This window comes from Chitinophaga sp. (genome assembly GCF_035538455.1).
GTDB lineage: Bacteria > Bacteroidota > Bacteroidia > Chitinophagales > Chitinophagaceae > Chitinophaga.
Genome location: NZ_DATLKJ010000136.1, coordinates 61,591 through 75,359, shown reverse-complemented (window position 1 = coordinate 75,359; position 13,769 = coordinate 61,591). Strand labels below are relative to the sequence as shown.

Sequence of the window (13,769 nt, the reverse complement as noted above, 5' to 3'; positions counted from 1 at the left end):
TCCTCTGTTAGTGTTGGTTTTCTGCATAGTTCAACATCCACACCTTGCCGAATTTATCTTTCAAAACGGCGAAGAGCGCGCCCCAGGAGGCTTTCTTCAATGGCTCCACCACCTGGCCGCCGGCGCTCAGTTTTGCATAAACATCGTGGATAACCGCTTCATTATCAAAGTTGAGGGAAAGGTCCATCTCATTACCGGGAATGAAGCCGCCAGGAGGGTTCATATCTGTGCCCATCAGCACCATACCGTTGCTGACAAGCATGGAATGCATCAGTTGATCTTCCATTCCGGCCGGACAACGTTCTGCCATCGGCGAATCTTTAATGGTCGTCATCGTCAGCTCGCCGCCAAAGCATTCTTTGTAGAAGGTCATCGCCTCACGGCACCGGCCGTTGAATTTAAGATAAGGAGATAATTGAGTGCCCATAACTATTGATTTTGCTACTACAAAGCTCGTGTTAGCCGGGCAGAAAACGCAGGGGTGAATACGGCATTTTGAGGGGGTGAATACGAATTGTTATCTTTGGTAAAGACGCATTAATCTCCTGTAATTATGAAAACCATTTCGGTCCTGATTCCTGAGGGGGATATCAGCATCAATATTGTTGAAGGCATCTATCATATTTTCCTGGAAGCCAACAAAACGCTTGTCAGAAGTGGCAGGAAACCCGTTTTTCATTTTCAGCTTGTTGGTAAAAGAAGGGATAACTTCTTTAAGGAAAACTTCTTCAGCATCCATCCTAACTATCTCATCAATGAGGATTTCAGAACAGATCTCCTGATCATTCCGGCGTTACACGGAGATATTATGAGGGGGCTGGAACAGAACCAGGACCTGCTGCCGTGGATCGTGGAGCAGTATGAGCGGGGCATTGAAGTGATGAGCCTGTGTACTGGCGCATTCCTGCTGGCATCCACAGGGCTGTTATCAGGCAGAAGCTGTACCACGCACTGGATACATGCCAATGAATTCCGGGAAATGTTTCCCGATATAACCCTGGTGAAGGACGAAATTATGACATATGAACACCGTATCTATACCAGTGGGGCCGCCTATTCCTACCTGAACCTGATCCTGTATATCGTGGAGAAACACTGCGGCCGTGATATTATGCTGATGGTGGCTAAGATCTTTGCGATAGATGTGAGCCGGCAGCGTCAGTCGCACTTCATTATCTTCCAGGGATATAAGCAACATCACGACGATTGCATCCTGCGTGCGCAGGAGTATATCGAGAACAACTACCAGGAGAAGATCACGGTAGACCAGCTGGCGGCACAGGTAGCGCTGGGCCGGCGCAATTTCGAGCGCCGCTTCAAAACCGCTACCTCCAACTCGGTAGTGGCATACATGCAGAAAGTAAAAATAGAAGCTGCCAAGAAGCTGCTGGAGGGTGGTCACAAGACCGTGAATGAGGTGATGTATGAAATCGGTTATAATGATACCAAGGCTTTCCGGGATACCTTTCGAAAGATAACGGGGATGTCGCCGCTTAACTACAGGACCAGCTTTAGCAGGGAAACGATGGCTTTCAGTGATTAGGATATAGCTTTTAGCCTTTAGTAAAAGCTGAAGGCTAAAAGCTATGTCTTTTTACAGGAACATACCGCCGGAGGCTTCGAGGCGTTGTGCGTTCACCCATTTAGCATCGTCGCTGCACAGGAAGGCCACTACGCCGCCTACATCATCGGGGAGTCCTACCCTGCCGAGTGCAGTCTGTGAAGCCAGGAATGAATTCAGGTCCTTATTGTCGCGCACCGCGCCGGCGCCGAAGTCCGTTTCAATTGCGCCGGGCGCCATTACATTCACGCGGATACCCCTCGGTCCCAGTTCTTTGGCAAGGTATTTTGTGAGTGTTTCAATAGCGCCTTTCATAGATGCATAGGCAGCATACCCGGGTGTACTGAAACGCGCCAGGCCAGTAGAGATATTCACAATGCCGCCACCATCTGTTATCAGGGGCAATGCCTTCTGCGTCAGGAAAAATACTCCTTTGAAATGTACATTCATCAGGCGGTCAAACTCTTCTTCTGTAGTTGCCGCAAATGAGGCGTGTACTCCCATACTGGCATTATTCACCAGGTAATGGAACTGCTCAGCCTGGAAGTTGTCTTTCAGGACAGTGGCCAGTGAGGTAAAAAAGGTATCGAAGCTCTTTACGTCTCCCATATTCAGCTGGAGTGCCACTGCTTTGGCTCCCAGGTCGTTTATTTCTTTTACTGCGGCCGCTGCTTCCTGCTGCCGGGTATTATAGGTAAGGATAATATCCGTTCCTTTTTTTGCGAGGCTCAGGGCCATGTTTTTCCCCAGTCCACGGCTGCCGCCGGTTATCAGGGCTATTTTCTTTGTCTGTGTCATCTGTATTGTTTTTGTTTTCTGACAAGACAAAGGTAGAGCCGAACTACCTGGCGGAAATGGTGATAGTTTCAGTATTTTGCGAAGACCCCATTATTTTTTACAGGGTCTCAGGCACGATTTTTCAGCTTCCCACTTTTGCGAGTTGATCAAGCTGGCATATTTTCTTCATCAGCAGGCCTGTCTGCGGATCATTGCCACGCATGAACAGCTGTGCATCAAATATCTCAAAGCCCCAGCGCTGATAAAACCTGATGGCATCCGTGTTGCGCTCCCACACAGCCAGCCAAACTGTGGGCAGGCCTTGACTGGCGGCATATTGCAGGCACCATTGCATCAGGAAAGCGCCAATCATTCTACGATGCCAGGCTTTGAGCACATAGAGTCTTTCGATCTGCAATGCTTCGCGGTACAACAGCGAATCGGGTGCATTGCCCGTACTGAGTTTGGCATAGCCCGTCAGTTCATCATCATAGAAGGCCATGATGGTTCTGCTCTGCGGCTCTCTGAGTGCAGCACTGATGGCATCAATGCTGAATGCCACACTGATGTAGTCGTCCAGGTCGTCGGTGGACATTTTACCGAGGTATGTTTCCCTGAATATCTTTCCTGCCACTGCGGCCAGTGGTCCTATATCCTCATGCGTAGCGGGTCTGAGGCGAATCTTATCTTTTTCCATTGCCGTTCATTTGCTGATTTGTAGTTGCAAAGCTGCGGTATTCCCGGGAGCAGGAATATCATTATCGGGAGAAAAAATTGTAAGATCGGGAGTGGATTATTGGCATTTGCCGGGGCTTACACCAAATTTCTTTTTATAGGCTTTGCTGAAATAAGCGGGAGATGAGTATCCGGTTTCGAAGGCGATCTCACTGATCTGCTTTCCGGTGTTCAGTAGCAGTACCCTGGCTTGTTCCAGCCGGCAGCTGATCAGGTAATCTATTACGGAACTGCCGAATAGTTCGCGGAAACCGTTCTTCAGTTTAAATTCATTGAGGCCATGTTGTTTTGAAAGGTTTGTCAATGACAATGGCTGTGTATAATTTTCTTCGATAAAGTTTTTCACGGCGTAGAGCTTATCCCTGTCTGTGTTACGCTTTACAAAAAAGGCCGGGTGGATTGTCTTCTCACTCGCCGCGGTAGCGAAGAGAACAAGCAGCTCTGTTGCTTTTGCACGCAAATAGAGTTTCTTCACATCATGGGCAAAGGGACAGTTTAGCACATCATCGATACATCTTTCAATAGCTGGCGTCATTGGCAGCCAGTGTTCTGAAAACAGGGCCGGGCGGCCACCGGCGGCCATGTCTGCGAAACTGCCCATCGCAATATTTCCTTCATCAATAAAATCGAAGAAGCAATCGCGTGTGACCTGCAGGGAAAACATCTCCGAGGTATTATCTACATGCGACATACAGCTGTCCAGCTCCGCGGAGTAGAGCATATTGAACTGTCCTCTTCTGAGCGCATACTGTCTGTTGAGCTGATAATAGCTGATATTGGTATGTCCTTGTTTATTGAAGTAGATTTTCACCGCATCGAGGTCGTTCTTTATTTCATAGGAAGTAGCCGACTGTTGGCTGAATACACTGAAGGCCATGCGGTGTCCGTCGAAGCACCAGTTGCGGAAAGTCATACCAGCATGTTCCATGCGGATGGTTTCGTAGCTTTCCGTCAGCCCTTTACTATTGAATGCATCCAGGGTGATTGCGTTATTGTAAAACGAAGTTGGCTGATGCTGATGACTGAACACTAAAGGCATACCCTAAATTTGAGGTAAATTTAAGTGTTTGCCGGTAGATCCGGAGATTAATTCCGGGCAGCCAGCCAGGCTTTCAGTATTTCGCGCTCTTCTGTGCTGAGTTTAATCTCATCGCCTTTAGGCATACGGCCTTTTACAAATACCTGCGTGTTGATGGCATTTGCATGCCGCTCCATATTGCGGGCGTTGAACACTTTAAAAGGATTGTTTCTGATATGGCAAACATTGCATTTGGTTTGTAATACCAGTAGTGCTTTTTCCTTCAGCTGTTCATCGCCGGTACGGGCGGCGGCAGCGTTGGAGAACAGGAAGCAGATCACAGTAAGGATGGCGGTGGTAAAGCGTTTCATATATATACGTTGTTAATTTTAAAACAAAGCTACTATGACGCTTTCCCGGAAAATAGAACAAAACCGACGGGCCGGGCAGAATTTTTTCTATACATTTATATAAAACAGGGATTAGGTATTCGTTATCAGGTATTCGTATTTTATTCCTGATAGCTAAAAGCTAATAGTTAATCTCTGCTTAACCTGTTCACCCAAAAAGAGCGCGACATGACATTTCAAAACCGTACTATTTTTATCACCGGCGCGAGCCGGGGCATAGGAGAAGCCATAGCACTGAAACTGGCAGCAGCGGGCGCCAACATTGTGATTGCTGCCAAGAGCGTGGAAGAAGATCCCAGGCTGGGAGGCACTATTTATTCTGTTGCGCAGGCAGTAGAGCAGGCGGGCGGCAAGGCGCTGCCCGTACAGGTAGACATCCGGGATGAGGCCCAGATACAACAGGCCATACAACAGGCTGCAGAGAAATTTGGCGGCATCGATGTACTGATCAACAATGCATCTGCCATACAGCTCACCAACACAGAGCAAACACCAGCCAAAAGATTTGACCTGATGCATTCCATCAATGTACGTGGTACTTTCCTTGTTACGCAGCATTGCATCCCTTATCTGAAGAAGGGTAATAATCCGCATATCCTCACTTTATCACCACCGGTAAACCTGGACCCTAAGTGGCTGGGGCCTCACGTGGCCTACACCATTACCAAGTACAATATGAGCATGCTTGCCCTGGGATGGGCGGAGGAGCTGAAACAATACGGCATTGCGGCCAACTCATTATGGCCGGCCACTACCATCGCCACTGCGGCTGTCCGCAACCTGCTGGGCGGGGAAGCGCTCATTCAGCGAAGCCGCAAACCTTCCATCATAGCAGATGCAACATACCATATACTCAGCAAACCTGCCACCTCCTGCACCGGCAATAACTTCATTGATGAAGCGGTACTGAAAGCGGAAGGCATCACCGATTTTGCCCAGTATGATGTGACGCCGGGCGGTAAACTGTATCCAGACTTATTTTTATAATACATCCGGCTGTCGGGATTTAGCTGACCGCTAAATCCTGACAGCTAAGAGACCTGCATAAAAATCAGGAATAGGACTACTTCTAATGCCTTCCAGTGTTTCCTCCAGCGGATAAGCCACCTTCCGGATAACGGGATTAAAAAAAGCAGCCGGCGCGCCGGTATGATGCTGATCTATCTGCAACAGTACGTAAGTAGCCATCCCATCCTGCTCTTTGGTGCGCCCTACCGATCCCGCATTCACCAGCAGCTTTTCACCATTGTAAAGGTGACGGATATACGATATATGCGTGTGCCCTACTACGAGGGCATCGGCCTGTTGTTGCTGCATCATCTGAAAGAGATCATCTTCATCGTGTTGCTGATAAAGGTATTCATCATTGCTGCGCAGGCTACCGTGGGCAAGCATCAGTTTATACCTACCAAAATGTAATTGTATAAAAGCGGGAAGATTGGCCAGGAAACGGCTGTTGTCTGGTGTGATGGTAGCTTTGGTGTAATTGATGGCGGTAATTCTGGCGGCTGTTTCTTCCGGGCCGTGCTTACTGAGTGGCACGATAGGAAGATCAAAGGCGATACGTTCATCGTGATTGCCCATGATCACCGGAATATGTCTTCGCCTGATCAGGCTGATCACTTCATTATGCCAGGGAGCTGCATCTGTGAGGTCGCCGAGGCAGTATATCTGGTCAGCCCCACGCTGTGAAATATCCGCCAGCACTGCGTTGAGCGCCGGCAGGTTGCCGTGTATGTCGCTGATAATCGCAATATTGAGCATAGTTCCGTTCTTTTAAATACCGGAACAATACTAGAAAATTATTGCGATGATTTACCCCCTGACCACTAAATAACACCATTATTAGCATCAATAATACCAGGGCTTAGCTTTCAGAGAGTTCTTTTACTTTCTGCAAGGCTTTAGGCCACATGGCAGAAAACATTTCCTTAAATTCCCCGGTTATATCCATGTTTACTTCCAGTTCGGTGCCGCCATTGCTTTCTTTCAACGTGTAGTTCTCATGCGCCCCGGCCCATGTCTGCGCCCTTTCGCTGGTAGTATCTTCTACCCCATTGTTTATTTCGCCCAGGTGTTTGAACGACATAAATTCATTGGGGATCTTTTCTTCGATAAGTGATACCATACCCGAGTTACTATTATCGACAAACAATACCTTGCTACCTTTCTTCCAGTTGTCGGTCCGAACGCCGGAATCTTCAGAGAAGGCGGATGCCCAGACTTTGTAGGTATCCTCATTCCAGAGTACATCCCATACTTTTTCCCGTGGTGCTTTGATAGCGATGTTAAAGTGGATCTTTTCCATAACGATTTTTTTTGTGATGAGGAGAATTGATTAGCTAATAGTACGATAGCAAATATCGATTCCTTTTACGGGAATAGCGGGGGGATAACGCGACAATATCAAGGGTGAAGTGCGACAGAAAAATGTCTGAACTGTGATTTTTGTGATTTTTTTGATGATCATGATATACGAAGATAAAAGCGTATAATCTGAAAGTATTGAGATTACATTGATTAGCTGATAGTACGATAGCAAATATCGCTTCCTTTTGCGGGAATAGCGGGGGGATAATGCGACAATATCAAGGGTGAAGTGCGACAGAAAAATGTCTGAACTGTGATTTTTTTGATTTTTTTGATGATCATGATATACGAAGATAAAAGCGTATAATCTGAAAGTATTGAGATTACATTGATTAACCGCTTTGATAAAACAAAAGCGATCTTCGCATATCATGATCATCACAAAAATCACAAAAATCACAGTTCAGACATTCTAAATCATTTATTTACGAGTTTCATATAGTTTTCACTATAACGGGCGCCAGTGTCGGGATATTTCTTATATTCATCTCCCGAAATATCAAAAATCAGATCTTCCTGCTTATCTTTCCCGTTGATCTACATACATAAAATAAAACCACCGTTTATGAGAAAACTTTCCCTTTTTATGCACACCACGCTGGATGGCTTTGTTGCAGGGCCTAACGGAGAAATGGACTGGATTAAGGTAGACGATGAAATGTTTGAATACGCAGGTATGCGCACCAGTAATGCAGACACGGCACTATACGGCCGTGTTACCTATCAGATGATGGATGCTTACTGGCCAACTGCCGCGGACCAACCCAGTGCTTCCAAACATGATATTGAACATTCGAACTGGTATAATAGTGTACATAAAGTAGTGTTGTCGCAATCCATGCGCGGCGAAGAACCTGAAAATACTACTATTGTGAGTGATGATATTGCTGCAAAGATCAGTGAGCTGAAACAGCAACCCGGTAAAGAGATCTTAATATTTGGCAGTCCTACTGCCTCGCATATACTCTCGCAGGCAGGGCTGATAGACGAATACTGGCTCTTTGTCAATCCCATTGTCCTGGGCAATGGCATACCGCTTTTTAAAGGCATCACCTCTCCGGTTCAGTTGCGGTTACAAAAAAGTGTACCCTTTAAAACAGGGGTGGTGGGGTTGTTCTATGAGAGGGAAAATGTCTGAACTGTGATTAATGTGATTAGTTTGATTAGTTTGATGAACGAAGATAAAAGTGAATAGCCGATTTAGTATTGTCAGATTATACACTTTGCTCTTTTCCGGAAACGGAATGATATAGCTATTCACCACCCGGAACTGTCCATATGTCAAATATCTTTTTACACACCTTGCCACCACGGTAGGTTTGTGTAAAAATGATCACTATGCAACCTTCTACTACATCCACTCCTCGCCAGGCATACCTGGACTGGCTCCGAATCATAGCTATTATCGGCGTACTGATACTGCATTCCGGCATGCCTTACGCCACTGACCTTGGCTGGCATATCCGTAACGCTACCACCAGCAATGTGCTATTGGAAGTCAACGTGTTCCTGCACCGCTTCCGCATGCCGTTGCTGTTCTTCATTTCCGGCACAGTGAGCTATTACATGCTGCAGCGCCGCAGCGGCGGCGGTTTTATCGGGCTGCGTTTCAGGCGCCTGTTTATTCCGCTGGTGGTGGGCATGCTGCTCATTGTGCCGCCGCAGGTATATATGGAACGGCTTACACAGGGCTTCAAAGGCAACTTCTGGGATTTCTATCCAACCATCTTCACCACCGGCGTTTATCCGCATGGTAATATGAGCTGGCATCACCTGTGGTTCATCCTTTACCTTCTGGTATATGATATTATCTGTGCCCCGCTGTTTGTCTGGCTGATGTCACCCAAGGGGAAACATTTCCTGCAACGCTTCAGTGCCAACAGGTATATTCATTACCTGTTCATGATTCCCGGTGTCTTAATCTATGCCTTCTTTGCCGCCAGGTTCGAGGAAACACATGACCTGATCCATGACTATGCCTTTGCACCTTACTGGTTGTTCTTTGTACTGGCAGGTTTTATCTGTATTGCCAATCCTGTTTTCATGGACAACATTGAACGCAGCAGGCGTCTTTCCTTTGCCTTCGCATTTCTTAGTTTGCTGTTCATTAACTACCTGCGCTGGAATCAGCTGGAAGATTATACCTATGTACAGGGCGTCATCGTCAGGAGCATTGCATCCCTCTCCGCCTGGACGTGGGTATTCACCGCCGTTGGTTATGGGAAGAAGTACCTTAACAAGTTCCATCCTTCGCTCAACTATCTCAACCAGGCCGTATATCCGTTCTATATATTACACCAGACCGTAATTGTGATCATCAGCTATTACCTGGTGCAGCCAAGGGTTTCAGACGATGTAACGATGAAATATTTCTTTACGGTGGGTGTGACACTCTTTATCAGTATGAGTATCTTCCATTTGTTTATCCGCCCCTTCCCGGTGATGCGTACACTCTTTGGTATGAAGCCGGAGAAAAAGGAAAAAGAAAGGGAAAAGGAAGCAGTTATATCCTCTGAAACTGCCGTGGCAGCGACTATATAAGAACTGATAAATAGTTGTATCTTTCAATTGGTAATATGAAAGCATTCTGGAAATATATCTTTCCCGCGCTCTATGGCCTCCTGGTGTATTTTACGATACGCCTGCTGCTGGACAGCGCTGTTGAGCAGCAATTCTGGCGCCGGCCTTTGCTGCTCAACACCATCGAAATCATCACCTGTATCATTACCGGTTATATCATCATCGGGGTGCTCAACCGTCTGATCAGCTATTTCAATCAGACCGCTGTCAATACTTTCAACTACCGGAATATGGGCAGGGAAGTACTGTACGTTATCATCGCCACGCAGGTGATCGTGAACGTTATCATCACTACCATGGCCTCCGTTACAGACAATGGATTACAATGGGTAGATGTGTTCGACATCAACACCATACCTTTAATGTATGCACTCATTTATTACAGTATACGACGCAGTAACAACCTGTTACAGGCGTATGTGGAAAACAGGATACAGCTGGAGAAAATCACCAACGATAAACTACAGACAGAACTGAAGTTCCTGAAAGCACAATACCATCCGCATTTCCTGTTCAACGCGCTGAATACGATCTATTTTCAGATGGATACCGATATTGCGGCTACCAAAAGAACTGTGGAGAAATTCTCGGAGCTGCTGCGTTATCAACTGTATGACCAGCAGCAGACAGTAAGCATTGGCAATGAAATCAGGCACCTGCAGAATTTCATCGATCTCCAGCAGGTACGCTCTTCCTCAAAGCTGCAGCTACAAGTGGATTTCGACAACAGTATTCAGCATGAACAGGTGTATCCCCTGCTGCTGCTCCCGCTCGTGGAAAATGCATTCAAGTATGTGGGCGGCGATTATCATCTTCGCATTACCTTAAAGAAAGAGGGTCACCATATCATTTTCACGGTAGAGAATTCTATCCCGGCGGAGATCCCTATTGAAAGAACCGGCGGCATCGGTCAGGAGAACTTAAAACGCAGGCTGGAGCTGCTTTACCCGGACAATCACACATTTACTGCGCAAATGAAGGACCACAGTTTCCTTGCAGAATTAAGATTAACTTTAAACCATGAGTGAGCTGAATATAAGCTGTATCATTACCGACGATGAACCTATCGCAGCGGCGGGCCTGAAGGGCTATGCAGAGAAAACCGGTTTTCTGCACGTTGCCGCCGTATGTGAAAATGCCATACAGCTCAACAATGTACTAAAGCAGCAGCCGGCAGACCTCCTGTTTCTTGATATAGAGATGCCCTATATTACGGGCATCGAGTTCCTGAAAAGCTTTCCCAATCCACCCAAAGTGATCTTCACTACAGCTTACGAACGTTATGCCATACAGGGCTTTGACCTCGATGTGCTGGATTACCTGCTGAAACCTGTGTCATTCGAACGCTTTCTGAAGGCCGCCAATAAAGCATATGATTATTTCTCGGCAGAGCGCACCGAACCACGTGACTATCTCTTCGCCAAAGCCGATAACAAACTGGAGAAAATACTTTTCAGCGACATTCTCTTTATAGAAGCTATGGAAAACTATGTTGCCATCTATACAGCTGAAAGAAAAATAGTAACGCATGCTACGCTGAAATCTGTGATGGAGAACTTACCTCCAAAGCAATTCATACAGCCGCATAAGTCCTATATCGTGAGCATACAGCGCATCCGGGCTATTGAAGGGAATGTGCTGCACATCGGTAAGTATGAAGTGCCAATCAGCAAGTATCAAAAGGAAGACGTTATGAAACGGATACTATGATAATGATTTCCGGGGAACCGCTATTCACTATAAGCGTCAAAACCACCAACAACATCATCAGTTACAGATACCAGCCCAAGACGGCTACCATCTTCCGCCGTACTCCGTGAGCCTGCTAGTCCGGTTAAGATGAACGACCTGTTCCAGCCCTTCCGGCAGCTGGAGGAAGGCAGGGCAGGCACCGGCCTCTATGTCAGCAAACTATGCATTACCGCGCTGAGCGGTGAGATCTTCGTCTACAGCGAACCTACGGGTACCACATTCATGTTTTATGTTACGCTGCCGACAACTTTCTAAACGTATTCTCCGTATAAAAAATATTTTGAGCATCTCACCAAAAAATTGCAAATTGTAGTGGTAATCCTGTTTTAAAATACCACGAACGGAAACGTATTTGCTCCATTAAAGCGGTAGCAGCGATATTGGAAGCCTGTACCCGAAAAACCTTTACAACAATAGCTTTCGGATAAGGTATAGCAAAACTTTATTTAACCTGAAAACCTGATATGCGCGGTTATTTAATCAGTATACATGAATGGAAATCATGTTATCTCACATTGCCAACTACCAGTAACGTATACACGCCGTGCATCAGTTAACAGCAATTCAAACCACATGAACGCACCCTCTTTCACAACGGAACACCAGGACCAGGCCATTGTGCCCGCCAGGCATCTCGATTTCAGCCTGTTTTACTTTGGCAACGCTGATATTTATGATGATGAAAACAATAAGTATAAACTACTTACGGAAGGCGCCAAATATGGCGACAGACACGGCTATACTGCCATATGGACACCGGAGCGCCACTTCAATGAATTTGCAGGCCTGTACCCCAATCCGTCTGTACTAGGCGCCGCTATTGCAGCCATTACCAAAAATATAGGCATCAGGGCGGGCAGCGTTGTAATACCTCTACACAATCCGTTGCGTGTTGCAGAAGACTGGTCGGTGATCGACAATCTCTCCGGCGGCCGTGCAGGCATCGCCTGCGCTTCGGGCTGGCAGGCCAACGACTTTGTACTGGCGCCGGATAACTACCGGAACCGTCATGAGGTGATGTATAAAAATATTGAAACCATTCAGCGTCTGTGGAAAGGAGCGTCCATTGATTTTGAAGATGGCAACGGCCATCTCAAGGATACGCGGATATTCCCCAGGCCGATACAGCCGCAGCTGCCGATGTGGGTTACCACCAATGGCAACCTCGATACATTCCGCTCTGCCGCCCGCCTCGGACTAAACATACTCACCAACTTCTGGGGCAGCTCTCCGGAGGAGTTACGGTCAAGGATACAGGCGTACCGTGAAATATGGGCTGAAAGCGGCCATCCCGGCGAAGGGAAAATAGTGCTGATGCTGCACACCTATATAGCTGAAACCCGCGAGGCTGCGTATGAAAAAGCCCGTAAGCCACTCATTCATTATCTGCGTTCTTCATTCGGATTGTTTAAAACCAACGCTATCAGCGGTGGTAATCCGGATACAGAGAGCTTTACACCGGAAGAGATAGAGAGCATGCTGGATTATTCCTTCACGAGGTATGTTTCCGGCTCCAGCCTTGTGGGCTCTCATGAAGATGCATTGGAAGTATTACAGAAAGTCAGCAGCATAGGCGTGGATGAAATTGCCTGTCTGCTTGATTTTGGCGTTGACTTCAATGCGGTGATGGAGGGACTTGATCATCTGACTACAGTAAAACAGACTTACCAGGAAAAAATAAGCAGGAGCTGACTTCTGAGAAGTCAGCTCCTGTTTTATCTGTCCGGCAACGCCGTAAGATTATTGGAAGAGATAGCGTAAAGCTATGATGTCATTGTTGTTGAAACCGGTGCAGGCTGTATTGGCACAAGCGAGCATCCATGAGCCGGCATCGGGAGCTGATGGTGTACCAGGGATCTGGATAGCGCCAACACCTGCAGTACCTTCGTTACCACCACTACCACAGCTATAAGAGCGGTTCATCCAGTCTGTATGACGGAATCCTATGCAGTGGCCAATTTCATGCCGTACTACTTTTCTGATAAGACAAACGGTGCTAAAGTAGCTGGAACAGGAGTTCAACACGATAGTAGAATAAGGATTGCAACCTGTGGGGAAGCCGCCATATCCCAGGATACCGCCGCTAAGGCACTGTCCTGATATGGTGATATCGGCACTACTGCCAGTTACATACTGGAACTTCAGACGCAGGCCCAGCGCATTATAGTCGGCAATGGCCTGTTGCGTACCGGTAGCGAAATTAGGATTGGAGAAACCAGTTACCCTTACAGTAAGCGTTCTGGGTAGTCCGCATACCACGGCAGAAGTACGGTATTGTTCTTCTTTTGCAATGGCCAGTTTGTTCTGGCTGCCCACCATGTCGCTTTCTTTCAACAGGATGTCATTCTCAACCAGGAAGCCATCACCTATGCGCTGAACATTGTCAGTGCTGTAACCGCTCGATTTGATTTTGCTTAATATTGACTCGGGGATGTCATTCTGTTTTTTGGACTCATTTTGTACAGTATCTTTCTTACAGGAAATAATTACAGTAAGCGCGAGAGCGCAGACGAGGATTACGGGTTTTAAGATTTTCATAAAAGTTGATTTTGGGTTGAGGTTTTAT

Annotated in this window: 16 protein-coding genes; 8 read left to right on the top strand and 8 right to left on the bottom strand. The window is 46.8% G+C overall.

Annotated elements, in window-relative coordinates:
• Positions 1-7: 7 nt before the first annotated feature.
• On the bottom strand, positions 8-427 hold the full coding sequence (locus tag VM802_RS16165) for a VOC family protein (protein ID WP_325532303.1): 420 nt from the start codon (positions 425-427) through the stop codon (positions 8-10).
• Positions 428-553: 126 nt separating this feature from the next.
• On the opposite strand from VM802_RS16165, the gene VM802_RS16160 reads away from it, so the two are divergent.
• Positions 554-1,543 (top strand): GlxA family transcriptional regulator, encoded by a 990-nt coding sequence (locus VM802_RS16160; RefSeq protein WP_325532301.1) that lies wholly within the window; start codon positions 554-556, stop codon positions 1,541-1,543.
• A gap of 51 nt (positions 1,544-1,594) precedes the next feature.
• Here the strand turns inward: VM802_RS16160 and VM802_RS16155 are convergent, their stop codons facing one another.
• From VM802_RS16155 to VM802_RS16140, 4 genes are all read right to left on the bottom strand, one after another.
• Positions 1,595-2,359: an SDR family NAD(P)-dependent oxidoreductase gene (locus VM802_RS16155; protein WP_325532299.1), complete on the bottom strand. Its 765-nt coding sequence runs from the start codon at positions 2,357-2,359 to the stop codon at positions 1,595-1,597.
• A 121-nt stretch (positions 2,360-2,480) separates the two neighbouring features.
• Positions 2,481-3,035, bottom strand: a complete 555-nt coding sequence (locus tag VM802_RS16150) for a GNAT family N-acetyltransferase (RefSeq protein WP_325532297.1) — start codon at positions 3,033-3,035, stop codon at positions 2,481-2,483.
• A gap of 96 nt (positions 3,036-3,131) precedes the next feature.
• Positions 3,132-4,112, bottom strand: coding sequence for a helix-turn-helix domain-containing protein (locus VM802_RS16145; RefSeq protein WP_325532295.1), 981 nt, complete (start codon positions 4,110-4,112; stop codon positions 3,132-3,134).
• Positions 4,113-4,159: 47 nt separating this feature from the next.
• A complete protein-coding gene (locus VM802_RS16140; protein ID WP_325532293.1) occupies positions 4,160-4,462 on the bottom strand; it encodes a hypothetical protein in 303 nt (100 codons plus the stop codon).
• A 207-nt stretch (positions 4,463-4,669) separates the two neighbouring features.
• On the opposite strand from VM802_RS16140, the gene VM802_RS16135 reads away from it, so the two are divergent.
• A complete protein-coding gene (locus VM802_RS16135) occupies positions 4,670-5,488 on the top strand; it encodes an SDR family oxidoreductase (RefSeq protein ID WP_325532291.1) in 819 nt (272 codons plus the stop codon).
• Positions 5,489-5,518: 30 nt separating this feature from the next.
• Here VM802_RS16135 and VM802_RS16130 read toward each other — a convergent pair whose 3' ends face one another.
• Both VM802_RS16130 and VM802_RS16125 read right to left on the bottom strand, forming a co-directional pair.
• The gene (locus VM802_RS16130) at positions 5,519-6,265 is read right to left on the bottom strand and encodes a metallophosphoesterase family protein (protein ID WP_325532289.1); all 747 of its coding nucleotides are present in this window, start codon (positions 6,263-6,265) and stop codon (positions 5,519-5,521) included.
• A 103-nt stretch (positions 6,266-6,368) separates the two neighbouring features.
• The gene (locus tag VM802_RS16125; protein WP_325532287.1) at positions 6,369-6,809 is read right to left on the bottom strand and encodes an SRPBCC domain-containing protein; all 441 of its coding nucleotides are present in this window, start codon (positions 6,807-6,809) and stop codon (positions 6,369-6,371) included.
• 627 nt (positions 6,810-7,436) lie between these two features.
• On the opposite strand from VM802_RS16125, the gene VM802_RS16120 reads away from it, so the two are divergent.
• The 6 genes from VM802_RS16120 to VM802_RS16095 all read left to right on the top strand — a co-directional run bounded on the left by VM802_RS16120 (position 7,437) and on the right by VM802_RS16095 (position 12,895).
• Positions 7,437-8,009, top strand: a complete 573-nt coding sequence (locus VM802_RS16120) for a dihydrofolate reductase family protein (RefSeq protein WP_325532285.1) — start codon at positions 7,437-7,439, stop codon at positions 8,007-8,009.
• Between the two features lie 200 nt (positions 8,010-8,209).
• The gene (locus tag VM802_RS16115) at positions 8,210-9,412 is read left to right on the top strand and encodes an acyltransferase family protein (RefSeq protein ID WP_325532283.1); all 1,203 of its coding nucleotides are present in this window, start codon (positions 8,210-8,212) and stop codon (positions 9,410-9,412) included.
• Between the two features lie 35 nt (positions 9,413-9,447).
• A complete protein-coding gene (locus VM802_RS16110; protein ID WP_325532281.1) occupies positions 9,448-10,479 on the top strand; it encodes a sensor histidine kinase in 1,032 nt (343 codons plus the stop codon).
• Positions 10,472-11,161, top strand: a complete 690-nt coding sequence (locus tag VM802_RS16105; RefSeq protein WP_325532279.1) for a LytR/AlgR family response regulator transcription factor — start codon at positions 10,472-10,474, stop codon at positions 11,159-11,161. Before VM802_RS16110 ends, VM802_RS16105 begins: the two co-directional genes overlap by 8 nt.
• A 129-nt stretch (positions 11,162-11,290) precedes the next feature.
• Entirely contained in the window at positions 11,291-11,458 is a 168-nt protein-coding gene (locus VM802_RS16100) for an ATP-binding protein (RefSeq protein ID WP_325532277.1), read from the top strand.
• A 318-nt stretch (positions 11,459-11,776) separates the two neighbouring features.
• Positions 11,777-12,895, top strand: a complete 1,119-nt coding sequence (locus tag VM802_RS16095; RefSeq protein WP_325532275.1) for a MupA/Atu3671 family FMN-dependent luciferase-like monooxygenase — start codon at positions 11,777-11,779, stop codon at positions 12,893-12,895.
• A 48-nt stretch (positions 12,896-12,943) separates the two neighbouring features.
• Here VM802_RS16095 and VM802_RS16090 read toward each other — a convergent pair whose 3' ends face one another.
• A complete protein-coding gene (locus tag VM802_RS16090) occupies positions 12,944-13,741 on the bottom strand; it encodes a M57 family metalloprotease (RefSeq protein WP_325532273.1) in 798 nt (265 codons plus the stop codon).
• Between the last annotated feature and the right edge of the window lie 28 nt (positions 13,742-13,769).